The sequence below is a fragment of the Bradyrhizobium sp. USDA 4486 genome (assembly GCF_054057995.1).
Window position 1 is genome coordinate 7,724,825 of record NZ_JBSRZV010000001.1, and the last position, 23,021, is coordinate 7,747,845.

The 23,021-nt window shown below is 65.3% G+C and carries 22 protein-coding genes and 2 pseudogenes; 11 read left to right on the top strand and 13 right to left on the bottom strand.

Features of this window, described 5'->3' with window-relative positions; genetic code table 11:
* Positions 1-54 precede the first annotated feature (54 nt).
* Together ACVWY3_RS36515 and ACVWY3_RS36520 are read left to right on the top strand one after the other, a co-directional pair.
* The gene (locus tag ACVWY3_RS36515; protein WP_456842773.1) at positions 55-1,014 is read left to right on the top strand and encodes an AraC family transcriptional regulator; all 960 of its coding nucleotides are present in this window, start codon (positions 55-57) and stop codon (positions 1,012-1,014) included.
* A 115-nt stretch (positions 1,015-1,129) separates the two neighbouring features.
* Positions 1,130-2,347, top strand: a complete 1,218-nt coding sequence (locus tag ACVWY3_RS36520) for an NAD(P)/FAD-dependent oxidoreductase (protein ID WP_456842774.1) — start codon at positions 1,130-1,132, stop codon at positions 2,345-2,347.
* Between the two features lie 351 nt (positions 2,348-2,698).
* On the opposite strand, the gene ACVWY3_RS36525 is transcribed toward ACVWY3_RS36520, so the two are convergent.
* From ACVWY3_RS36525 to ACVWY3_RS36560, 8 genes and pseudogenes are all read right to left on the bottom strand, one after another.
* Positions 2,699-2,899 (bottom strand): hypothetical protein, encoded by a 201-nt coding sequence (locus ACVWY3_RS36525; protein ID WP_092193413.1) that lies wholly within the window; start codon positions 2,897-2,899, stop codon positions 2,699-2,701.
* A 294-nt stretch (positions 2,900-3,193) separates the two neighbouring features.
* Positions 3,194-5,335 carry a flagellar biosynthesis protein FlhA gene (gene flhA, locus ACVWY3_RS36530; protein ID WP_456842775.1) on the bottom strand — a complete coding sequence of 714 codons (2,142 nt, stop codon included), beginning with the start codon at positions 5,333-5,335 and terminating at the stop codon, positions 3,194-3,196.
* 323 nt (positions 5,336-5,658) lie between these two features.
* Positions 5,659-5,955: a copper-binding protein gene (locus tag ACVWY3_RS36535; RefSeq protein WP_456842776.1), complete on the bottom strand. Its 297-nt coding sequence runs from the start codon at positions 5,953-5,955 to the stop codon at positions 5,659-5,661.
* A 17-nt stretch (positions 5,956-5,972) separates the two neighbouring features.
* Positions 5,973-6,425 (bottom strand): cupredoxin domain-containing protein, encoded by a 453-nt coding sequence (locus tag ACVWY3_RS36540; RefSeq protein WP_456842777.1) that lies wholly within the window; start codon positions 6,423-6,425, stop codon positions 5,973-5,975.
* 32 nt (positions 6,426-6,457) lie between these two features.
* Positions 6,458-7,789, bottom strand: a complete 1,332-nt coding sequence (locus tag ACVWY3_RS36545) for a multicopper oxidase family protein (protein WP_456842778.1) — start codon at positions 7,787-7,789, stop codon at positions 6,458-6,460.
* Between the two features lie 16 nt (positions 7,790-7,805).
* Positions 7,806-9,227 (bottom strand): annotated as a pseudogene (locus ACVWY3_RS36550) (TolC family protein); the annotation flags it as partial.
* Between the two features lie 7 nt (positions 9,228-9,234).
* Positions 9,235-9,519, bottom strand: coding sequence for a hypothetical protein (locus ACVWY3_RS36555; protein WP_456842779.1), 285 nt, complete (start codon positions 9,517-9,519; stop codon positions 9,235-9,237).
* A gap of 214 nt (positions 9,520-9,733) precedes the next feature.
* Positions 9,734-10,021: a hypothetical protein gene (locus ACVWY3_RS36560; RefSeq protein ID WP_456842780.1), complete on the bottom strand. Its 288-nt coding sequence runs from the start codon at positions 10,019-10,021 to the stop codon at positions 9,734-9,736.
* 173 nt (positions 10,022-10,194) lie between these two features.
* On the opposite strand from ACVWY3_RS36560, the gene ACVWY3_RS36565 reads away from it, so the two are divergent.
* Entirely contained in the window at positions 10,195-11,490 is a 1,296-nt protein-coding gene (locus ACVWY3_RS36565) for an MFS transporter (protein WP_456842781.1), read from the top strand.
* Here ACVWY3_RS36565 and ACVWY3_RS36570 read toward each other — a convergent pair.
* Positions 11,450-11,542: pseudogene (locus ACVWY3_RS36570) on the bottom strand (DUF4864 domain-containing protein); the annotation flags it as partial. The gene ACVWY3_RS36565 and the pseudogene ACVWY3_RS36570 sit on opposite strands and share 41 nt — an antisense overlap.
* A gap of 1 nt (position 11,543) precedes the next feature.
* The gene (locus ACVWY3_RS36575; protein ID WP_456843544.1) at positions 11,544-12,185 is read right to left on the bottom strand and encodes a TetR/AcrR family transcriptional regulator; all 642 of its coding nucleotides are present in this window, start codon (positions 12,183-12,185) and stop codon (positions 11,544-11,546) included.
* A 239-nt stretch (positions 12,186-12,424) separates the two neighbouring features.
* Between ACVWY3_RS36575 and ACVWY3_RS36580 the strand changes: the two genes are divergently transcribed.
* Genes ACVWY3_RS36580 through ACVWY3_RS36590 form a run of 3 tightly spaced genes read left to right on the top strand, consistent with a single transcriptional unit; the run spans position 12,425 to position 16,228 of the window.
* Complete coding sequence (locus ACVWY3_RS36580; RefSeq protein ID WP_456842782.1) at positions 12,425-12,922, top strand: (2Fe-2S)-binding protein; 498 nt, start codon at positions 12,425-12,427, stop codon at positions 12,920-12,922.
* Positions 12,919-13,974 (top strand): FAD binding domain-containing protein, encoded by a 1,056-nt coding sequence (locus tag ACVWY3_RS36585; RefSeq protein WP_456842783.1) that lies wholly within the window; start codon positions 12,919-12,921, stop codon positions 13,972-13,974. The genes ACVWY3_RS36580 and ACVWY3_RS36585 overlap by 4 nt, the downstream gene beginning before the upstream one ends.
* Complete coding sequence (locus ACVWY3_RS36590; RefSeq protein ID WP_456842784.1) at positions 13,967-16,228, top strand: xanthine dehydrogenase family protein molybdopterin-binding subunit; 2,262 nt, start codon at positions 13,967-13,969, stop codon at positions 16,226-16,228. The genes ACVWY3_RS36585 and ACVWY3_RS36590 overlap by 8 nt, the downstream gene beginning before the upstream one ends.
* 42 nt (positions 16,229-16,270) lie before the next feature.
* Here the strand turns inward: ACVWY3_RS36590 and ACVWY3_RS36595 are convergent, their stop codons facing one another.
* Both ACVWY3_RS36595 and ACVWY3_RS36600 read right to left on the bottom strand, forming a co-directional pair.
* Positions 16,271-16,423, bottom strand: coding sequence for a hypothetical protein (locus ACVWY3_RS36595; protein WP_456842785.1), 153 nt, complete (start codon positions 16,421-16,423; stop codon positions 16,271-16,273).
* A 147-nt stretch (positions 16,424-16,570) separates the two neighbouring features.
* Positions 16,571-17,119, bottom strand: coding sequence for a cupin domain-containing protein (locus tag ACVWY3_RS36600; RefSeq protein WP_018646206.1), 549 nt, complete (start codon positions 17,117-17,119; stop codon positions 16,571-16,573).
* Between the two features lie 148 nt (positions 17,120-17,267).
* On the opposite strand from ACVWY3_RS36600, the gene ACVWY3_RS36605 reads away from it, so the two are divergent.
* Both ACVWY3_RS36605 and ACVWY3_RS36610 read left to right on the top strand, forming a co-directional pair.
* Positions 17,268-18,596, top strand: coding sequence for an aminotransferase class III-fold pyridoxal phosphate-dependent enzyme (locus ACVWY3_RS36605; RefSeq protein ID WP_456842786.1), 1,329 nt, complete (start codon positions 17,268-17,270; stop codon positions 18,594-18,596).
* Positions 18,597-18,666: 70 nt separating this feature from the next.
* Entirely contained in the window at positions 18,667-19,935 is a 1,269-nt protein-coding gene (locus ACVWY3_RS36610; protein WP_456842787.1) for a D-amino acid dehydrogenase, read from the top strand.
* A 96-nt stretch (positions 19,936-20,031) separates the two neighbouring features.
* On the opposite strand, the gene ACVWY3_RS36615 is transcribed toward ACVWY3_RS36610, so the two are convergent.
* Positions 20,032-20,676: a helix-turn-helix domain-containing protein gene (locus tag ACVWY3_RS36615; protein ID WP_456842788.1), complete on the bottom strand. Its 645-nt coding sequence runs from the start codon at positions 20,674-20,676 to the stop codon at positions 20,032-20,034.
* 178 nt (positions 20,677-20,854) lie between these two features.
* Here ACVWY3_RS36615 and ACVWY3_RS36620 point away from each other — a divergent pair, with 178 nt between their 5' ends.
* The 3 genes from ACVWY3_RS36620 to ACVWY3_RS36630 are packed head-to-tail and all read left to right on the top strand — an operon-like array spanning position 20,855 to position 23,018.
* Entirely contained in the window at positions 20,855-21,613 is a 759-nt protein-coding gene (locus tag ACVWY3_RS36620) for an ABC transporter substrate-binding protein (protein WP_456842789.1), read from the top strand.
* A 23-nt stretch (positions 21,614-21,636) separates the two neighbouring features.
* The gene (locus tag ACVWY3_RS36625; protein WP_456842790.1) at positions 21,637-22,290 is read left to right on the top strand and encodes an amino acid ABC transporter permease; all 654 of its coding nucleotides are present in this window, start codon (positions 21,637-21,639) and stop codon (positions 22,288-22,290) included.
* Positions 22,287-23,018, top strand: a complete 732-nt coding sequence (locus ACVWY3_RS36630) for an amino acid ABC transporter ATP-binding protein (protein WP_456842791.1) — start codon at positions 22,287-22,289, stop codon at positions 23,016-23,018. The genes ACVWY3_RS36625 and ACVWY3_RS36630 overlap by 4 nt, the downstream gene beginning before the upstream one ends.
* Positions 23,019-23,021 lie beyond the last annotated feature (3 nt).

Here is a 23,021-nt window from a genome sequence, read left to right on the forward strand (position 1 = left end):
GGAATTTGCAGTCGGCGTCGCCGATCATGATGCCGGAGAGGGGCAGGAATTCAGATGGATGCAGCAAGGACGCCGGGCATCTTCGTGCACCAATATTCAGGACTGCCGCACGGTCCGGCCTTCGAACATTGGCGCGAGCGGGCGTTCGGTCCCTGCGGCCTCGATATCGGGCCGAGCCACGGCGACAGCATCGATTGCCGGCTCCAGATCAGCATCGTCGACAATATCGCGCTGGCCATTCCCGAAGGCACCTCCGCGCAATATACGCGCACGCAAAGCCATCTTGCCGACGGCAGCGACGACCTCGTCTTGATATCGGCCCATGCGGGCCTCGTCCGGGTCGGACAGAACGGCCATACCGTCGAGCTTGCGCCGGCGCAGATGGTGCTGGTCGACATGGGCGTCACCGGTACAGTCGGTCATACCGACGAGGACCGATTCACCACCATCCGCATGCCGCGCCGCGCGCTGCTCGACATCAATCCGCGCGCCGAGGAGAAGCTGTCGCAAGTGCTCTCCGACGGTGCGGTTGCCGAGACCATCTTCCGCTATCACGCGCTTGCAGCCCATCACGCGCCGCATCTCGACGCCGTGGGCCAGCGCCTGACGGCGCAGCACATGGTCGATCTCGTTGGCCTGCTGCTCGGCACCGATGCCGAGCATGCAAGCCTCGCCCGTGGCCGCGGACATGCCGCGGCCCGCCTCGATCTCATGCGCGCCGACGTGATGGCGGCGCTCGGCCGCAACGATCTCTGCCTGTCCGAGATCGCGACGCGCTCGGGCCTCAGCCCGCGCCAGGCGCAACGGCTGTTCGAGCAGGCCGGCACCACCTTCACCGAATTCGTGCTGGAGCAGCGCCTGTTGCAGGCGCGCAAGCTGCTCGGCGATCCCCGCGCCAGGGCGCGCAAGATCAGCGACATCGCGCACTCCTCGGGCTTCTCGGATCTGTCCTACTTCAACCGCGCCTTCCGCAAGCGCTTTGGCGCGACGCCGTCGGAATTGCGCGAGGCCTGAGTCCACGTTGCTGTGCAGCGGGCGCCGTGCTGCCATAGTTGGTCTGCCGAAGCGAATGCGCTATACCTGATGCGCGGGCTGACCGCTCAAACTTGGGAAAGCGTAGCAGGCGGAGATGGCGCGTATCGTCGTGCTCGGCGCCGGGTTTGCAGGCCTGTGGTCGGCCATCGGTGCTGCGCGCATGCGCGAGGAGATCGGCGCTGTCGGCGACATCGAGATCCGCCTCATTGACCGCAACCCCTATCACAATATCCGCGTGCGCAATTACGAGGTCGATCTTTCCGAGGTCGCCATCCCGCTGCCGCAACTGCTCGATCCGATCGGCGTCACCCACGGCATCGGCGAGGTCGAGGCCATCGATCCGGCACGGCGTGAGGTTTCGCTCGTCACCGGCCGCGGCGACGAGACGCTGAGATACGACCGCCTTGTGCTGGCGCTCGGCAGCGAAGTGATGCGGCCCGACATTCCGGGCCTTGCCGAGCATGCGTTCGACGTCGATACCTATGCTGCAGCGCTCAATCTCGAGGACCATCTCACTTCGCTCGGACGCAGCGCGCCGTCGCCGGGGCGCTCGACGGTCGTGGTGGTCGGCGCCGGCTTCACCGGTATCGAGGTTGCGGCCGAGATGCCGGACCGGCTGGCGCGTGTGGGTATCACCGGCAGCCGCCGCATCATCCTGGTCGATCCCAATCCGACGGTCGGCGCCACCATTGGCGCGCATGCGCGTCCCGTCATTGAGACCGCGCTGGCCTCGCTCGAGGTCGAGACACGGCTCGGCGTGCGCGTCGTCTCGGTCGAGGCCGCCGGCATGCACCTGAGCTCGGGCGAGTTTATCCCGACACAGACGGTGATCTGGTGTGCCGGGATGCGTGCGAGCCGTCTGGCGGCGAGCTTTCCGGACGCGCGCGACCGCCTGGGGCGCCTGCTGGTCGATCCCTTCATGCGGGTTGCGGATGTGGGCGGCGTGTTCGCGGCCGGCGACGTCGCCTCAAGCGTGGTCGACGGCTTGCATCCGACCGTGATGTCCTGCCAGTTCGCGCGGCCGATGGGCCGCTTCGCCGGCCACAATGTCGTGGCCGATCTCGCGGGCCGGCCGATGCTGCCGCTGCGGATCGACTGGTACGTGACCGTGCTCGATCTCGGCGGCTGGGGCGCGCTCTACACGGAGGGCTGGGACCGCGAGGTTCGCACCACCGGCGCGGCTGCGAAGGCGACAAAGCAGACCATCAACCGCAAGCGGATCTATCCGCCGCTCTCGGGCAGCAAGGAAGAGCTGTTCGCTGCTGCTGCGCCGACAGTGCAGGCACCACCGCCGACGTATGGGGCGCGGTAGCTGCTCGCCGAGGATCGTCGTGTGATGGCCGCTCGCACCACATTCTCGCTGTCATCGTCCGCCTTGAGCGCAATTGCGCGGGCGGACGATCCAGTATTCCTGAGGCAGTAAGGCAATACGGAGCGGCTGCGGCGTACTGGATTCCCCGCCTCCAAGGGGAATGAAGTAGTGTTTGGGCCGGCGCACTCGCTACATCCGCTGCGACAACCATACCCCAGACATGAGAAAGCGCCCGTGGGGGGCGGGCGCTTTCTGTAGTCGACTTGGGGTTGGGGTCGTCTACATATCCACGTGGCGACTTTGGGGGGCTGGTAAAGAGCCGCGTGAATTCAAAAAACTCGCTAGATCTCCTTATCGAACGAGGGACGCGTTCGAGCTGGTGATAACGACCGGCTTGCCGGCCTTGATGACGCGGGCCGTCTGGGTCAGGCCTTCATCCGAACCCGAGCGTGCCGTGATGCCGAAGCCTGCCACTGCGATCCCTGCGACGAGGGCCACGACCACAATCTTCAGATGGGTCGAGCGATCGGCGCTGTAGATCGAGTGGTTCATGGAAGCCTCCTGCCGCCATCTACCCGAAGTAGTCGCCGGCCAGTTCAGGCAGGTTCATGCTTCCGGTGCCCAACAACGTAGTATTGGAAGGATTCGTTCCCAAGAGGCCATCACAAGAGCGTGACAGCTCGTGAAAGATCGCGATCGAAAACGCGCCGGAATCGTTCGATTATATAATTATTTCAAAGATGTAATGTGCTTATCTGGCGCTCTGTCGACCTCAGGTCGACAAGACGCCAGGAACTTAAAAACCATTTGCCTGTGGCCGAAAAACACACGGCTTCTTAAGGCAAATCAGATGCTTCCGACCGTTTTCAACCTCGCCCTGGGGTGGATTTCGGCCTGCGACAGCACGGTCGTCTGGGCCCGGAACCGCTCCACCAGGGAACGCACGAAGGGACGAATTGCCGCAGAGGTGACCAGCACCGGAGCCTCGCCTTCGCGGGCGGCGCGCTCGAAAGCCTCGCGGACGGCCGTCATGAACTCCGATAGTTTCGAGGGCTGCATCGCGAGGCTGCGCTCCTCGCCCTGGCCGATGATGGATTCGGCGAACGCCTGCTCCCACTTCGCCGACAGCGCGATCAGCGGCAGATAGCCGTTGTAGCTGGTGTTTTGCGCGCAGATCTGCCGCGCCAGGCGGGCGCGGACGTGCTCGACCATGGTCGCGGGGTTGCGCGAGAAGGCGAGCGAGTCGGCAATGCCTTCGAGGATGGTTGAGAGGTCGCGGATCGAGATGCGCTCGGCCAGCAGCAGCTGCAGCACGCGCTGGATGCCGGAGACCGTGACCTGGCCCGGCACGATGTCCTTGACCAGCTCGCTCTGCTCCTTCGGCAGCTCCTTGAGCAGCTTCTGCACCTCGCCGTAGGAGAGCAGGTCCGACATGTTGGCCTTGAGCAGCTCGGTAAGGTGGGTCGAGAGCACGGTCGCGGCGTCGACGACGGTGTAGCCCTTGAGCGAGGCTTCTTCCTTGAGGCTGGCGTCGACCCAGGTCGCCGGCAGGCCGAAGGTCGGCTCGGTGGTGTGAATGCCGGGCACCTGCACTTGGCTGCCGCCGGGGTCCATGACCATGAACTGGTTCGGCCAGATCTTGCCGGTGCCGGCGTCGACCTCCTTGATCTTGATGATGTAGGTGTTGGCTTCGAGCTGGACGTTGTCGAGGATGCGCACCGCCGGCATGACGAAGCCCATCTCGATCGCCAGCGAGCGGCGCAGCGCCTTGATCTGCTCGGTGAGGCGGTCGGTGCCGTCGGGGCCATTGACGAGCGGCAGCAGGGCATAGCCGAGCTCGATCTTGAGATCGTCGATCTTCAGCGCCGCGGAAATCGGCTCCTCGGCTGCAGCAGCGCCCGGCGCGCCGGGCTGACCTGCCGCCGGGGCCGCCTTGGCGGCTTCCTCGGCCTTGACCGTGGTGCGCTTGTGGTTGCGGGCGTGCCAGGCCAGCGCGCCGGCGCCGGCGCCGAGCGCAAGGAACGGGATGGTCGGGATGCCCGGCAGGGCCGCCAGCACCAGCATCACCGCCGAGGACATCGCCAGCGCCTGCGGGTAACCCGAGAACTGTTTCATCAGCGCCTTGTCGGCGGCGCCGGAGACGCCGGCCTTGGAGACGAGCAGACCGGCCGCGGTCGAGACGATCAGCGCCGGCACCTGGGTGACGAGGCCGTCACCGACGGTCAGCAGCGTGTAGCTGCGGCCGGCGTCGGCAAAGGAGAGGCCCTGCTGCGCGACGCCGATGATCATGCCGCCCACGACGTTGATGAAGACGATCAGGAGGCCGGCGATGGCATCGCCGCGGACGAATTTGGAAGCACCGTCCATGGCGCCGAAGAAGCCGCTCTCGTCCTCCAGCTCCTTGCGCCGCTGCTTGGCGACCTTCTCGTCGATCAGGCCGGCGGAGAGATCGGCGTCGATCGCCATCTGCTTGCCGGGCATGGCGTCGAGGTGGAAGCGGGCGGCGACTTCGGCGATGCGGCCCGAGCCCTTGGTGATGACGACGAAATTGACGATGATCAGGATCGCAAAGACGATGATGCCGATGACGAAATTGCCGCCCATCACGAAGCTGCCGAAGGCTTCGATGACGTGACCGGCGGCATCCGTGCCCTCGTGTCCGTGCGACAGGATCAGGCGGGTCGAGGCCATGTTGAGCGACAGGCGCAGCATGGTCGAGATCAGGAGGATGGTCGGGAAGGCCGAGAATTCGAGCGGCGCCTGGATGAACAGCGAGGTCATCAGGATCAGGATCGAGAGCGTGATCGAGATCGCCAAGAACAGGTCCAGAACGATCGAGGGCAGCGGGAGGATCAGCACCACCAGGATGGTGAGGATGCCGAGCGCGAGCGCGATGTCGCCGCGCTTCAGGATACTGACGATCTCGTTGAGGGAGGGTATCCCGGGCCTTGCTGCGCCTACGCCCTGACCCGCGGTGACGTCGACCATGGTAGCTGCCTCCCCGCGCGACCGCCGGCCGCGCGCCCCAAACGTCTGCGCAGCGGCCGAGGGGCCGCCGTTCCGAAAGTGAGGCACCGCACTGGCGTCCACAGGGGATCCCCCGTTCTAACGCGGCCGACGACACTCGACTTCACCCGGCAATTTTTGCCCGGTGTATGGTTAGCAAAGGGTTAACGGAGGGGGCGGGAGGGGGTCTGGGCGGGGGGATTGGAGGCGAGGCGTCATTCCGGGGCGATGGGCAGCATCGAACCCGGAATCTCGAGATTCCAGGTTCGGCTCTTCGAGTCGCCCCGGAATGACAGGCCGCCGCTCTACTTCTTCTCCATCTTCGTCACCGTGTACCCGGCCGGCGCCTCCTCGGCCTCGAAGGTCACCTTGTCGCCGACCTTCACCTGCTTGAGCATCGTGGCGTCTTTGACGCGGTAGACCATGGTCATCGGCTCCTCCATGCCGAGGCTCTTGGCGGGGCCGTGCTTGAGCGTGACCTTGCCGGCGCTCTCGTCGATCTTCTTGACCTCGCCGCTGATGGCGGCGCCGGCCGCCAAGGCTTCAGTGGCAAGACCGACGGTCAGCGCCAGCGCTGCGGCGATGCGGATGATACGGCTCATGGGAGTCTTCCTTTGCGTTACTTCACGGTGACGTGGCCGACCATGCCGTACTCGCGGTGGTCGGGGATGAGACAGGAAAATTCGAACGTACCGGCCTTGGTGAATTTCCAGAGGACCTCGGCGGTCTTGCTTGGTGCGAGGCGCACGCCGTTCGGATCGTCGTGCTCCATGTGCGGATGCTTCTTCATCACCTCGGCATGGGCGAGATTTTCCTTGGTGGTGGCGAGCAGGAATTCATGATCCTCCTTGCCGACATTGCGCAGCACGAAGCGGATCTGCTCGCCGCGTTTGACCTCGATCTTGGCGGGGGTGTAGTCCATCTCGTTCATCAGGATCTCGATGGTGCGCGCGGGCTTCTTGGGATTGCCGGGCTCACCGGCAGAGAAGGACTCATGCCCGTGCTGCTCATGGGCAAAAGCCGGCGCGATCGACAGCGCGGCCAGCGCGAGTGCGAGTTTGATCGTCTTCATCTTGTTCTCCAGTTGATGGGTCATCGAAATCTTCACATCTTCATCTTGCGCGCGGGCGCGCCGGGCTGCCGCGCTGGCTCCGCGGCTGGTGCCGTGACCTCGTAGGCGACGGTGCCTTGCGGGAATTTGTAGGGACCGGGATCGCAGAAATCGTCGCGGGCGAGGTCCTCGCGGATCTTCATCACCGTGAACATGCCACCCATCTCGATCGGCCCGAACTGACCGGTGCCGGTCATCATCGGCAATGTGTTGTCGGGCGCCGGCATCTCCATGTTGCCCATCGCCATGCCGGTGGAGCCCATCGCCATCGCATCCGGCGCCAGCTTGCCGACCGCCCTCGCGAGATCCTTGCGCGACACGCCGATGAGATTGCGCACCTCGTGGCCCATCGCGTTCATGGTGTGATGCGACTTGTGGCAGTGGAACGCCCAGTCGCCGGGATTGTCTGCGAGCACGTCGAACACCCGCACCGCGCCGACCGGGACATCGGTCGTCGTCTCCGGATATTGCGCGCTCTCGGGAATCCAGCCGCCGTCGGTGCAGGTCACCGCAAAGCTGTGGCCGTGCAGATGGATTGGATGGTTGGTCATGCTGAGATTGCCGATGCGCACGCGCACCTTGTCGCCGAGCCGCACTGGCAAGGGATCGATGCCGGGAAACACCCGCGCATTCCAGGTCCACATGTTGAAGTCGGTCATCTCGTTGACCTGCGGCAGATAGGTGCCGGGATCGACGCGATAGGTGCTCATCACGAAGACGAAGTCGCGGTCGACGGGCCGGAAACTTTGGTCACGCGGATGCACGACGATCATGCCCATCATGCCCATCGCCATCTGCACCATCTCGTCGGAATGCGGGTGGTACATGAAGGTGCCGCTCTTCTTCATCTCGAATTCGTAGACGAAGGTTTTTCCCGGCTGGATGTGCGGCTGGGTCAGCCCGCCGACGCCGTCCATGCCGCTGGGAATGATCATGCCGTGCCAGTGCACGGTGGTGTATTCGGGCAGGCGGTTGGTGACGAAGATGCGGACCTTGTCGCCCTCGACCGCCTCGATGGTGGGGCCCGGCGACTGGCCGTTATAGCCCCACAGATTCACCTTCATGCCTTCGGCGAATTCGCGCACCACAGGTTCGGCAACGAGATGGAATTCCTTCCAGTCGCCGTTCATGCGGAACGGCAGCGACCAGCCGTTCAGCGTGACCACGGGGCGATAATCTGGTCCGCTGGTCGGGTGCAGCGGCGGCTGCATGACCACCTTGTCCATGTGCAGGGCCTCCGGAATCGAGGCGGCCTGCACGCGGCCGCTGATGGCCGAAGCGCTGGCAAGCGCGGCGGTGCCCAAAAATCCTCGGCGGGAAAACATGCTGGTCTCCGTCTCGGTGGCCGCCCTCGGCAGGCCCTGCCGCGGCGATGGTGGTTGAATTGGCGCTACCGATCGCAGGTGCGGCGCCGCCGTTGACGGCGGTCTGCAGGTCGGACTGGGCGAGGAAGAATCTCTGCCTGGCATCGATGGCGCCACGCAGTGAGGCCAGGCGCTGCCGCGCCTCGGTCAGCAGCGCGAAGATGTCAACCTGCATGCTGGAGAAGCGGAGCTGCATCTCCTCGGTGATGATCTTTCGCAATGGCAGAATCTCGCGCTGATAGTGACTGGCGATGTCATAGGTCGAGCGATAGACGCGATAGGCATCGCGTGCCTCCGAGCGGACGTTGACGGCACGCTCGGTCAGGCGGTTGAAGGCGAAATTGTAGGTCTCCGCGGCCTGCCGCACCCGCACCTCGCCGCCGTCGAAGATCGGGATCTGGAACTGCACGTCGAAGCCGCGCTCGCGGAACGGTGGCCCCTCCGGATCCTGGGTGCGGCGGGAGATGCCGGCGAGATCGAGCAGGGTCACGAAGCGCGTCGCTTCCGTGAGGTTCAGCGATTTCGCCAGGGCGGTCAGCTCCAGCCGCGCGATCTGCAGATCGATGCGGTGGGCGACCGCGTCGGCTTCGATCGTCGGCAGCGCCTGCGGCCGGCGCGGCAGCGGCGGCAACTGGTTCGGCAAGCGGAAGTCGAGGCCGCCGTCCCATAATCCCATCAGCCGCGCCAGCTTCTCGCGCGCGCTCGTTGCCGTTTGCCGCGCGGTGGCGAGATCGGCGGTGGTTTCGGCATAAAACACCTGCTCGCGAGCCTGGTCGAGCTTGTTGAGCGAGCCGGTCTCGCCAAGTTTCACCGCAAGCTGCGCGGTCGATTCCGCCGTCGCCTTGGCGTCGGTGAGCAGCGCCACCATCTCGTGGCCGGCGACTGCGCCGATGTAAGCGCGGCGGACGTCGGCGGCAAGCCGCAGCGTCGCCAGCGCTGCGCGCAATTGCGCCTGACGGAAACGCTCGCGCGCGATGTCGGAGCGGAAGGGCAGGGTGGCGAGCGCGAGGATGTCGCCGACCACCTGACGCTCGATCTCGCTGGCGCCATCGCCCGAGATCCGCGAGATCGAGAACACGGGATTCGGCGGCAAGCTCTGCTCGACCAGATCGGTCTCGGCCAGCGCCAACTCGTTATAGGCGGCTTGCAGCCCCTTGTTGTTGAGCAACGCGATCTGAACGGCCGCATCTGCGCTGAGCGGCCGCGACAGCAGTTGGCGAACTCGCGCGTCGACCGCACCTGCTCCCTCCGCCGTGCGCACGAAGGCAATGTCCTTGTTGATGGTCTGGCTCGTCAGCTCCGAAACCGTGCCCATGCCGCTGTCGGGCGAGAACACGGCGCAGCCGGAGAGACCGAAGGCAGCAACAACGAGCAGGCCTCGTCCAAAATGGTGTGCCATGACGCGCCTACCGGTCTTGCTTGGGCTGCGGCGCGGCGCTGTCGTTGCGCTCGCGCCATGGGGCCGGCGCTGCCGGCCGGAGGCTGGTGTAGGGCGCGATCGTCGACCGATAGCCGGCGCGCGCGACCTTTGCAGCGGGATCGGCGGGATCCGCGCTCGCAATTTGCGTCGTTGCCGGCATGCAGCCGGACGGCGCCAATGCAGCCAAGACCAGCAGCGGCCAATGGAGTCGAAAGTATCCTCCACGCGCCGCGGATGCGGCGGCGGATCTCGCCCCGGAAAGCGTAAACATGAATCATCCCTGATCTGTCTGGAGACCACAGGTTCGCTCGCGCGGACGCGCGCGGCCTGACGTCGTCGCGAGTCAGATCAGGCGATGGGAGGGCGGTAGTGCCGGGAAGGCGCCGCGCCGTGCAGGCTGGCCATGATCTCGGGCGCGCAGGTCGACATCGGCTGGGCCGGCGTGGCGATGCCGGGCAGCTCGGCCGGCAGCGCGCTGACGCACATCATCGCGCCGAGCAGGGGCCAACCTGGCCTTTGCCGTCGTGCTGATGCGGAGTGGGGGCGTCGGCGGTCGCCTGGTGATGCGGGTGTGACCCTGCGCGGTCATGCGGCACACCGCCATGCATGATGTGGCCGTCCTGCATCTGATGATGCGCCGTCACGAGATCAGCCAGCACAACGTCGTCACCAAGGCACGGCGCTGGACCAGTACCCCAGGCGAGGCTTGCTGCCGGCGCGAGCACGCAGAACAGATAGGCGAGGGCAATGAGGCGCCCCACCCTGATCCGCATCGATCGTGTCAATCGCAGCAACATTCCGTCGACATGTCCTTCGCGCGGCAGTGTTGCACACGCTGATTGCAAACTAATGGCAAAGCGCGCTTTCGCCAAGCCCTTCTTACCGCAGCGCACCGCGCATGCCCAATATCGCGGCACGCTGCTTGACCGTCAGGCGCTCAGCAAACATGGTTCCGCCCGTGCACGCGCCAAATCACCCAGGACAAAGACCGGCTTCCTTCACCCCTGATTCCCGTCAGGCGTGGATACGGCTGCTGCTCGCGCTCGTGATCGGCTCGATCGGCGGCGTCGGCATGTGGGCGATCGTGGTGATGATTCCCGCGGTGCAGGCCGATTTCGCCGCCACGCGCGGCGCGGTGTCGCTGGCCTTTACGCTGATGATGTTCGGTTTCGGGCTCGGCGGCGTGATCGCCGGCAAGATCACCGACAAGTTCGGCATCGTCCCGGCGATGGCGATCAGCATCGCCTTCCTCGGCATCGCCAACACGCTGGCAGGGCTTTCGACGCAGCTCTGGCAGTTCGTTGCGGCCTATTTCCTGATCGGGCTCGGCACGTCCGCGACCTTCGCGCCGCTGATGGCGGAGGCTTCGCACTGGTTCGAGCGCTATCGCGGCCTTGCCGTGACCATCGTCGCCAGCGGCAACTATTTCGCCGGCACGATGTGGCCGCCGCTCGTCAATTGGGGCATGCAGGCGATCGGCTGGCGCACCACTCATATCGGCATCGGTCTCGTCTGCGTGGGGTTGATGACCATCCTGGTGCTGGTCCTGCGCGCGCAGATTGGCAATGACACGGTCCATGACCACGCCAAGGCACCTCCGCCGCGGGTCGATCTCAAGCTCTCGACCAATACGCTGACGGTGCTGCTCTCGATTGCCAGCATCTCCTGCTGCGTCGCCATGGCGATGCCGCAGGTCCATATCGTCGCCTATTGCGGCGACCTCGGCTATGGCGTGGCGCGCGGCGCCGAGATGCTGTCCTTGATGATGGCCTGCGGCATCGTCAGCCGCATCGGCTCGGGTTATCTCGCCGACAAGATCGGCGGCATTCGCACGCTGCTGGTGGGATCGCTGGCGCAGGGTTTTGCGCTGGTGTTTTACCTGTTCTTCGACAGCCTCGCCTCGCTCTACATCATCTCGGCGATGTTCGGCCTGTTCCAGGGCGGCATCGTGCCGAGCTATGCCATCATCGTGCGCGAGGCGATGCCGGCGAGCGAAGCCGCCACCCGGGTCGGTATCGTGATCTTCGCCTCGGTGTTCGGCATGTCCTTCGGTGGCTGGGTGTCGGGCGTGATCTTCGACGCCACGGGCTCGTATGCCGCGGCGTTCGCGAACGGCGTGGCGTGGAATGCCCTGAACATCGGCATCGTCCTGCTGCTGCTGATCCGCTCGCGCATGAACGCGGTCAACACCGGCTTTGCCACTAGGCTTCCTGCCCCACCTTCAGCAGCGAGCAGCCGGTGATCTTGTAGCTGCCGTCGGCCTGTTGCTCGAGCGTGTAGAGCGCTTCCCAGCCGCTATCGCTTCCGTTTCACCGCCGGCTTCGCGGGCTTGGCCGCACTGCGCGCCCTAGTCTTGGTGGAGGTCTGCACCCGCAGCCCGTCCACGAACACATCAAGCATCCGCAGCACCGAGGATTGCCAGCCGGGCTGGTCGTGCATGTAGCACATGCCGAAGAACGCGCGCAGCAAGTCCTCGGGACTGATGTCGGCGCGCATCTCGCAGGCCGCGACTGCGCGGTCGAGCAGCGAGCCGATGGCCTTCGTCAGCCGATCGAACGAGAATGCGTGCAGCTCGGAACCGCTCTGCACCGCAAGCGCGAGCGCTGCCACCATGCCCTTCTTGGTGGCGACGAATTCGACACCTGAGCGCAGCCAGCGCCGGAGCGCATCGACCGGATCCTTGGCATTCTTGAGCTGCTCGGCAAGTTCGCTGAGCTGCTCGACCTCGCGCCGGTACACCGCCTCGAACAGATCCTCGCGTGTCGGGAAATGCCGGTAGAGCGTGCCGATGCCGACGCCGGCGCGCTTGGCCACCGCTTCCAGGCTGGCTTCCGGTCCGCCCGCATTGAACACGACCTTGGCCGCCTCGAGCACGCGCTCGCGATTGCGCACGGCATCGGCGCGAGGCTTGCGGGTATGGTCGGTGTGGTCGTCCATATCAGGCAATGTAGATCACGAATTGGTTAGATTGAACCCTCGGCTCGCTGCATCGCGTTGTACGCGCATGGAGTTTTGAGGATTTCCAATATTTTTTGGCGGCCCTTGTTAAGCGGAGGATGCCTCCGTATCTTCGCTGGGATGTTGGCCGCGTTTTCCCCGGCCACGCGATATCGACGGCGGCCACGGCGGTGGTGCGCCGAGCGATGAGCCATGTCCATATCTGATCGGAGCCTTGTATGAACCACTCCATCAGCCTCACCGTGAACGGTGCGCGGCGCGACTTCGTCCTCGACGATCCGCGCGTCACGCTGCTCGATCTCCTGCGTGAGCGCCTCCATGTCACCGGCACCAAGAAGGGATGCGACCGCGGCCAATGCGGCGCCTGCACCATTCTGATCGACGGCAAGCGCATCAATTCCTGCCTCGCGCTCGCCATCAGCCACGACGGCGCCGACGTCCTCACCATCGAAGGCGTCGCGCACGGAGACCAGCTTCACCCTGTACAGGCCGCCTTCATCGCCCATGACGGCTTCCAGTGCGGCTTCTGCACGCCCGGGCAGATCATGAGCGCGATCGGCATGATGCAGGAGGCGCAGGCCGGCAACGATCCCGAACGCATCCGCGAATGCATGAGCGGCAATCTCTGCCGCTGCGGCGCCTATGCCGGCATCGTCGATGCCGTGCTGGAGGCGCAGGCCGGCATGGATGAATCCAACCAGAGGCGCTCCGCATGAAACAGTTCGATTATGTCAGGCCGGCCACGGTCGCTGAGGCCGTTGCCGCCGCCGCCCAGCCGGGGGCTGTCTATCTTGCCGCCGGCACCAATCTTCTCGATCTGATGAAGGGCGGTGTCAGCCGTCCGGATCGCCTGGTCGACGTCACGCATCTCGGCGGGCTCGATCAGATCGAGCGTCTTGCCGATGGATCATTGCGCATCGGCGCGCTGGTCAGCAATGCCGATCTCGCGCATGCCCCGGAGTTCGCGCGGTCCTATCCTGCCGTGGCGGAAGCGCTGCTCTCCGGCGCCTCGGCGCAGCTGCGCAATGCCGCGACCGTCGGTGGCAATCTGCTGCAACGGACGCGCTGTGCGTATTTTTACGACACCGCCAGCCGCTGCAACAAGCGCGAGGCGGGCTCCGGCTGCGATGCCCGCGACGGCGAGAACCGCGGCCATGCCGTGCTCGGCTGGAGCGAGAGCTGCATCGCCACGCACCCGTCCGATTTCTGTGTGCCCCTGGTTGCGCTCGATGCTGTCGTCGAGATCGAGGGCAGGAACGGCCCCCGCGAGATCGCCCTCGACGAGCTGCATCGTCTGCCCGGCAACACGCCTGAGCGTGAATCGGCGCTGGAGCCCGGCGATCTCATCGTTGCCGTTCGTTTGCCGCCTGCGGCGCGCAGCTTCGCAACGCATGCGCGTTATCTCAAGGTTCGCGAGCGCACCTCCTATGCTTTTGCCGTCGTCTCAGCTGCGGCTGCGCTGCGGATCGACAACGGCAAGATCGCCGAGGCGCGGCTTGCGCTCGGCGGCGTCGCCGCAAAGCCCTGGCGCGCCCGCGCCGCAGAAGACGTTCTCAGGAACGTCGCGCCCACGGCCGACGCCTTCCAGGAAGCCGCCTGGCGCGCGCTCACCGACGCAAAACCGTCCGGCGACAACGGCTTCAAGATCGAGCTCGCACGCCGCATCCTGGTCCGCGCGCTGACCCTTGCGGCCGCGGGGACGCCCGCGCGTATTCCCGCACTGCCGGCCTCACCCTTTGCCTCCATGTCCGGAGCCATCCATGCCTGAGCTCAATCTCACCAGCGCTCCCGCCCATCTGCGCCACGGCTCGAACATCGGCCAGCCGCTGACCCGCCGCGACGGCGTGCTCAAAGTCACCGGCCGTGCCACCTATGCCGCCGACAATCATCCACCCGGCATGCTGTTCGCGGTGATGGCAGTTGCCAGCATCGCGCACGGCCGGGTCACCTCGCTCGATGTCGCCGCCGCAAAACGTCATCCCGGCGTGGTCGACGTCATGACGCCGGACCACAAACCGCAGCTCGCGATCGATCCGGAGATCAAGACCAATCCGTTCGTGTTCCGGATGGAGGTGTTGCAGAGCAATGAGGTCCGCTACGCCAACCAGCCGATCGCTGTCGTGATCGCGCAAACGCTGGAAGCCGCCACCGAAGGCGCCGCATTGCTTGCGCCGCGCTACGAGACGCTGCCCGCTTTGATCGGCCTCGATGCCGGCGAAAGTTATGTGCCGCCGGTCGTTGGCGTCGGCAATCCCACGGAAAGCCACCGCGGCGATGTCAAGGCGGGGTTTGCCGCGGCCGAGAAGCAGATCGACGCGACCTACGAGACGCCGCCGCAATATCACAACGCGATGGAACCGCACGCGATCGTCGCGCACTGGGACGGCGACCATCTCCGGATCGACATGCCGACCCAGGGTCTCATGCTGTCCTTGGCACGCGTCGCCGAGCTGTTCGGCCTTGCACATGACAAGATCCACATCCGCAGTCCGTTCCTTGGCGGTGGCTTTGGCTCGAAGGGGCTGATGGCCGGCCCCCCGGTTCTCGGCATCATGGCGGCCAAGCTCGTCGGCAAGCCGGTCAAGCTGGTGCTGCGCCGCGAGCAGATGTATGGGCCGGTTGGCCACCGCGCGCCGACGCGGCAGCGCCTGCGCATCGGCACCGACGGCGATGGGCGCCTGACCGCGCTCGATCATCACGCCAGGACCGTGTCGAGCACGTTCGACGATTTCTACGAGCCGGCGGCTGATGCTTCGCATACGCTCTACGCGAGCCCGGCAATCCGCACCTCGCACGATGCCGTGCGCGTCAACACCGGCACGCCGCTGTTCATGCGTGCGCCGGGGGAAGCGACCGGCTCGATCGCGCTCGAAAGCGCGATCGACGAGATGGCCTGGGCCTGCGGCATCGATCCGCTCGCCTTCCGCCTGAAGAACTATGCCGAGGTCGAGCCGATGACGGGGCGACCCTTCTCCTCGAAGGCGCTGCGGGCCTGCTACGAGCAGGGCGCGACGCGCTTCGGCTGGGCCAAACGCTCGCTCCAGCCGCGGCAGATGCGCGACGATGCCGGCCTGCTGGTCGGCTGGGGCATGGGCACCGCGACCTTCCCGGCGCTGATGTTCCAGGCCGAGGCGCGCGCTGTGATCCGCCGCGATGGTAGCGGCGCGATGGAGATTGGTGCGCATGACATGGGGCAGGGCGCCTGGACGGCCCTCGCCCAGATCGCGGCCGATGCCGTCGGCCTCGACATCGACCGTGTCGACTTCAAGGCCGGCACATCCGACCTGCCTGATGCCGGCATCGCCGGCGGCTCGGCCCATACGGCGACCGCAGGTGCCGCGATCCACAGCGCCGGCGCGGCCGTGATCGCAAAGCTCGCCGATCTCGCGACTGGCGACGAGCGCTCGCCGCTATTCGGTGCCGGCAATGCCGGCGTCATCGCACGGGACGGCAGGCTGGTCCGCCGCGACGACGAGAGCCGCAGTGAGAGCTACGTCGAGATCCTCGCGCGCGCCGGCGTCGCTGAGGTCGAGGCGCGCGGCACCGGCGCGCCGAACCCTGCGGCGATGCAGGAATATGCGATGCATGCCCACGGCGCGGTGTTCGCGGAGGTGAAGGTCGATCCCGAGCTCGGCCAGGTCCGCGTCACCCGCATGGTCGGCGCCTTCGCTGCGGGACGCATCGTCAATCCGCACCTGGTGAAGAGCCAGCTGTTCGGCGGCATGATCTGGGGGCTGTCCTTTGCACTGCACGAGGAGGCCATCACCGATCGCCGCAGCGGGCGGATCATGAATGCCAATCTCGGCGAGTACCACATTCCGGTGAATGCCGACGTGCCGCCGCTCGACGTGATCACGGTCGAGGAGCACGATCCGCATGTGAATGCGCTCGGCATCAAGGGTGTCGGCGAAATCGGCATCACCGGCAGTGCCGGCGCCATTGCCAACGCCGTCTGGCATGCGACCGGCGTGCGTGTCCGTCGCTTTCCGATCAAGATCGAGGCATTGCTGACGCCGCGTTGAAGCAAGAAGGCGGGGCGAGATCGTCTCGCTCCGCCGCGCACCTTAATGCAGCTTCTTGCGAAGCGCCTTCAGCGCCTGTCGCTGCGTCTCGATGTGGTCGGCGATCGCCTTGCGCAGCTCCTGCGAATGAAGCTTGTCGGCATCGCGCTGCACTTCGTCGAGCGTAGCCTCTGCATTGGTGGGCGTGATCCTCATCTGCGAGCCCGGTTATGAAGCGGCGCCGCAATGTCTCTCGGCGACGGCTCGCATCATATAGAGGAGTGACCCTGCGGAAATTGAGATGCCTCAAGCTCCGTAAGACACCGGGGCATCGCGTAGGATCCCGGGTGACGTTGGTGTACGTCAGAACGTCGGCGGCGTGCAGGCCGAGATCACTTCGCACGGCTTGCCCCCGACACAGCGAAAGCGATGCGGGCGGCGGCTCTCGAAATAATAGGCGTCGCCGGGATTGAGGATGCGGCGCTCGTCCTCGACGGTGACTTCGAGCTTCCCTGAGATCACGATGCCGCCTTCCTCGCCGTCATGGACGAGGTGCACGCGCCCGGTGTCGCTGCCGGGCTCGTAACGTTCCTTCAGGATCTGCAGGCTGCGGCCGAACAGATTGTCGCCGACCTGCCGATACGAGATTGGCTTCTTGCCGACCTCGGTGAGCTCCTCGGCGCGGTAGAAGATCTTGCGCCTGGACTCCGGCTCCAGCGCGAAGAACTCGGCGAGCCCCATCGGGATGCCGTCGAGGATGCGCTTGAGCGCGCCCACCGAAGGGTTCATCTGGTTGGATTCGATCAGCGAGATGGTCGAATTGGTGACGCCGGCCCGTTTGGCCAGCTCGCGCTGCGACAGCTTGTGGCGCGCCCGGATGAATCGCAGCCGTCCACCGATGTCGACGCTCATGCCCTGGTCCCGTGTTGCAGGTGTTGCGGATCGCGCAAATATGGACCGGCTGCCCCAGCGAAATCAATGGCTTGCAGGTCACCAGAAAAGGACTTGTTGCGCTATCGAAGCCGTGGCTCTGCTAGCAGGTCAGCAAAGGAGCGCGGCCGTGACCCTTCATCAGATTCCGAACACTATCAAGACCGACTCGTTCTGGATGCCGTTCACGGCCAACCGGCAGTTCAAGAAGGCGCCGCGCCTGTTCTCCTCGGCCGAGGGGATGCACTACACCACTGTCGACGGCCGCAAGGTGATCGATGGCTCCGCCGGCCTGTGGTGCGTCAACGCCGGTCACGGCCGCAAGCAGATTGCGGCTGCGGTCGAGCGGCAGCTGATGACGCTGGACTTCGCGCCGACCTTCCAGATGGGCCACCCGCTGGCGTTCGATTTCGCCGAGCGGCTCGCCGACATCGCGCCGAAGGGCCTTGACCGCGTCTTCTTCACCAACTCCGGCTCCGAGTCGGTCGACACGGCGCTGAAGATCGCGCTGGCCTATCACCGCGCCAACGGCCAGTCGAGCCGCACCCGCCTGATCGGCCGCGAGCGCGGCTATCACGGCGTCGGTTTCGGCGGCACCTCGGTCGGCGGCATGGTCGCCAACCGCCGCGCCTTCGCGACCCTGCTGCCCGGCGTCGACCACATCCGCCACACCCATGATCTCTCCCGCAACGCCTTTGCCAAGGACCAGCCCGAGCACGGCGCCGAGCTGGCCGACGATCTCGAGCGTCTGGTCGGCCTGCACGGCGCCGAGACCATCGCCGCCGTCATCGTCGAGCCGGTGCCGGGCTCGACCGCGGTGCTGCCGCCGCCGAAGGGTTATCTGCAGCGTCTGCGCGAGATCTGCGACAAGCACGGCATCCTCCTGATCTTCGACGAGGTCATCACCGGCTTCGGCCGCCTCGGCACGCCATTCGCCGCCAACTTCTTCGGCGTCACGCCGGACCTGATGACGACCGCCAAGGGCATCACCAACGGCACGATTCCCTGCGGCGCGGTGTTCGCGAGCCGCAAGGTGCATGACGGCATGATGGTCGGCCCCGAGAACCAGATGGAGCTGTTCCACGGCTACACCTATTCGGCGCATCCGACTGCCTGCGCCGCGGGTATCGCCACGCTCGACATCTACAAGGACGAGGGCTTGCTCACGCGCGGAGCGACGATGGCCGAATACTGGCGCGATGCGCTGCATTCGCTGAAGGGGTTGCCGAACGTCGTCGACATCCGCAATTGCGGCCTGATGGGCGCGGTCGAGCTCGCGCCGCGCGACGGTGTCGTCGGCGCGCGCGGCTATGACGTGATGGTCGACTGCTTCAACACCGGCCTTTACCTGCGCATGAGCGGCGACAGCTTCGCGATGTCGCCTCCGCTCATCGTCGAGAAGAGCCACATCGACCAGATCGTCTCGATCCTCGGCGACGCCATCAAGAAGGTGGCCTGATAATTGCTCTTGCCGCTGTGGAGTTTTATCTTGCAGCGGCGAGCGTGATGCCGCGGGAGTTTGACCAAGCGTGAAAGTTCTGATCCTCGGCAGCGGCGTCATCGGTGTCACCTCTGCTTACTACCTCGCACGTGCCGGCCACGAAGTGACGGTCGTCGACCGTCAACCCGAACCGGCGCTGGAGACTTCGTTTGCCAATGCCGGCGAGGTGTCGCCCGGCTATTCCTCGCCGTGGGCCGGCCCCGGCGTGCCGGTGAAGGCGGTCAAGTGGCTGTTGATGAAGCACGGTCCGCTGGTGATCCGGCCGAAGCTCGATCCCGTCATGTGGGTCTGGCTGCTGAAGATGCTGCGCAACTGCACCAGCGCGCGTTACGCGGTCAACAAGAGCCGGATGATCCCGATCGCGGAATACAGTCGCGATTCCCTGCGCGATCTGCGCCGCGACATCGGCATTCAATATGACGAGCGCTCGAAAGGTACGCTCCAGCTGTTCCGTTACCAGGCGCAGCTCGACGGAACGGCTGAGGACATCGCCGTGCTCAAGCAATATGGCGTTCCCTTCGAGGTGCTGAGCCGCGAAGGCTGTATCGCCGTCGAGCCGGCGCTCGCTGGCGTGAAGGAAAAGTTCGCCGGCGGGCTTCGCCTGCCGCAGGACGAGACCGGCGATTGCCACATGTTCACGCAGGCGCTGGCCACGCATGCGGCGGCGCTCGGCGTGCGCTTCATGTTCAACACCAGCATCGACCGCATCGTTACAGACAGCGGACGCGTCAGCGGTGTCGCGACCAGCGCGGGGATGCTGCAGGCCGACGCTTATGTGCTCGCGCTCGGCAGCTGGTCGTCACGGCTCGCTGCGCCGCTCGGGATCTCGCTTCCGGTCTATCCGGTGAAGGGCTATTCGATCACGGTGCCGATCAAGGACGCCTCCGGCGCGCCGGAATCGACCGTGATGGACGAGAGCTACAAGGTCGCGATCACCCGCCTCGGCAACCGCATCCGCGTCGGCGGCACCGCCGAAATCTCCGGCTATTCGAGCAAGCTGTACGACGCGCGCCGCGCCACGCTCGATCATTCCTTGACCGACCTGTTCCCGCGCGGCGGCGATGATCTCTCCAAAGCGACCTTCTGGAGCGGCCTGCGTCCGATGACGCCGGACGGCCCGCCCGTGATCGGCCCGACGCAATACGCCAACCTCCATCTGAACACCGGCCACGGCACGCTCGGTTGGACCATGTCCTGCGGTTCTGGGCGCGTGCTCGCGGACATGCTGTCCGGCAAGAAGCCGGAGATCGATGTAAGTTCGCTGACGGTGGAGCGGTACAAGCATCGCTTTGGGTGATTGACGCTGTCATTCCGGGCGGCTCGTAAGAGCCGAACCCGGAATCTCGAGATTCCGGGTTCGATGCTTTGCATCGCCCAAGGAATGACGTGCAATCTACCCCGCCCCCGTCACGCAATTCACCCACAGCACCACGGCCTTCGCATCATTCGCCGGGTTCGAGAACCGGTGCGGCCTGCGGCTCGCAAATCTAAAACTGTCGCCGGTCTTCAGCGACCATGTCTCGCTGTCCACCGTCAGCATCATCTCGCCGTCGAGCACGAGACCTGCCTCTTCGCCGTCATGGGTGTAGAGCTCGTCGCCGGTGGAGCCGCCGGGCTCCAGATGCACCAGGAACAGGTTGAGCTTGTTGTCCGCGCTCGCCGGGCTCAACAATTGTTTTGAGACGCCGGTGCGCCAGAGCTTCAGCTCGGGCCGCTGCAACCCGCGCGTCACCACCTGATCCGATGCGCCGTCGGCGCTCGGGCTGGCGCCGAACAGCGCGGCGATGCCGACACCGAGCACGTCGGCAATCGTTGCCAGCACGCGCAGCGACGGCGACGACAGGCCGCGCTCGATCTGGCTGAGGAAGCCGATAGAGAGATCCGTGCGCGAAGCGACCGTTTCCAGCGAGAATTGCCTGACGCGGCGGAGATCGCGGATGCGGCGGCCGACTGCGACGTCCATCGCCGGCTCAGCCGATTTGATGCTGGCCTTCGTCCTGGCCTTCTTCACCGGCTTTGCGGCGGCCGGTCTGCGCATTCTTTTGCCACCGCTCACGTCAAACCGCTTCCTTCATGTGCATGAAAACCGCTTGCATCGTCCGCGAAAGTGTGACCAAAATTTCATATTGGTGAAAATAGGCCGAAACGGCTTGGCCCGCAACGTCTGATCACGACCTGCGCGATCGCCGTCATCGGCCGAGCCCAAAGGGGATGCCATGAAGCGTTTTTGTCTAGCCGCGGTCGCGGCACTCGTAATTGCAGCGGCGACGCCGGCTTCGGCGCAGCAGGTGCTCAAGGTCGGCTCGACACCGACTGGCATTCCCTTCACCTTCCTCGACACCAAGACCAACACGATCCAGGGCATCATGGTCGATCTCGTCACCGAAATCGGCAAGGATGCCGGCTTCAACGTGCTGATCGAGCCGATGCAGTTCTCGGCCCTGATCCCGTCGCTGACCTCGAGCAAGATCGACATCATCGCCGCCGCGATGTTCATCACCGCGCCGCGCAAGGAAGTCGTCGATTTCTCCGACCCGATCTACACCTATGGCGAAGGCCTCGTTGTGCCGAAGAGCGACACCAAGGCCTATGCGACGCAGGACGACCTGAAGGGCGAGACGGTCGGCGCGCAGGTCGGCACCGCTTTCGTCGACGCACTGAAGAAGACCGGCCTGTTCGCCGAGGTCAAGGTCTACGACACCATTCCCGACATCCTGCGCGACGTGAACACCGGCCGCCTGAAGGCTGGCTATGCCGATTATCCCATCCTCGCCTACAATCTGAAGCAGGGCGGCTTCCCCGAGGTGCGGCTCGTCGACGGCTACAAGCCCGTCACTGTCGGCTCGGTCGGCATCGGCGTCCGCAAGGGCGAGGCCGCGCTACTCGGCAAGATCAACGCCTCGCTCGCCAAGTTGAAGGCCAACGGCACCATCGACAAGATCCTCGATAAATGGGGCCTGAAGGCTCAAGGCTGATAGCGCGTCATTGAAGGCTGCCGATGAAAGGCTTTTGGCACGACACCGTCGAGTTCTTCCCGATCCTGATGAACGGCGTCGCGCTGACGATCATCGTCACCATCGGCTCGCTGCTGCTCTCGACGGTGCTCGGCCTGATCTGGGCGATGATGCGGGTCTCCGGCATCAAGGCGCTGTCGATGCTCAGCGCCAGCCTGATCAACGTGATCCGCGGCATCCCGATCATCGTGCTGCTGTTCTATCTCTATTTCGTGATGCCTGATCTCGGCGTCAGGCTGACGGCCCTGCAGGCCGCGATCCTCGGCCTCGGGATCGCCTATTCCGCCTATCAAGCCGAAAATTTCCGCGCCGGCATCGAGGCCATCGACAAGGGGCAGATCGAGGCGGCGCAGTCGATCGGCATGGGCTGGTGGCTGACCATGCGCCGCGTTGTGCTGCCGCAGGCCGTGCGCATCGTGCTGCCGCCTTACGGCAACGTCATGATCATGATGCTGAAGGATTCCTCGCAGGCCTCGACGATCACGGTGGCCGAGCTAGCGCTGCAAGGCAAGCTGATCGCGTCCTCCACCTTCAAGAACACCAGCGTGTTCACACTGGTGGCGCTGATGTATCTCACCATGAGCATTCCGCTGATCCTGCTGGTTCGTCACTTCGAGAAGCGGGCTGGCAAGAAATGATCGAGCTGAGCGATATCCACAAGAGCTTCGGCAAGGTCGAGGTGCTCAAGGGCATCACGGCTTCCGTCGAGAAGGGCGAGGTGGTCTGCATCATCGGTCCCTCGGGCTCCGGCAAGTCCACCATCCTGCGCTGTATCAATGGCCTCGAAAGCTACGACCGTGGCGAGATCAGCGTCGAGGGCCTCAAGGTCGATTGCAATGCGCCGTCGATCGTGAACATCCGCACCCAGGTCTCGATGGTGTTCCAGCGCTTCAACCTCTTCCCGCACCGAACCGCGCTGGAGAACGTGGTCGAGGGACCGCTGTTCGTGAAAAAGGAGCCGCGTGCCCAGGTGCTAGAGCGTGGCCGCGCGCTGCTTGCCCAGGTCGGGCTCGCCGAGAAGGCCGATGCACATCCACCACAACTCTCCGGCGGCCAGCAGCAGCGCGTCGCGATCGCGCGCGCGCTGGCGATGCAGCCCAAGGCGATTCTGTTCGACGAGCCGACCTCGGCGCTCGATCCCGAACTGGTCGGCGACGTGCTCGGCGTGATGCGCAAGCTCGCCGACGACGGCATGACCATGGTCGTCGTCACCCACGAGATGGGCTTTGCCCGCGACGTTGCCGATCGGGTGCTGTTCATCGACGGCGGCGTCATCGTCGAGCAGGGGCCGGCCAAGACGCTGCTCAACCAACCCCAGCACCCGCGCACGCAGGATTTCTTGCGGCGCGTGCTGCATCCGCTTTGACCG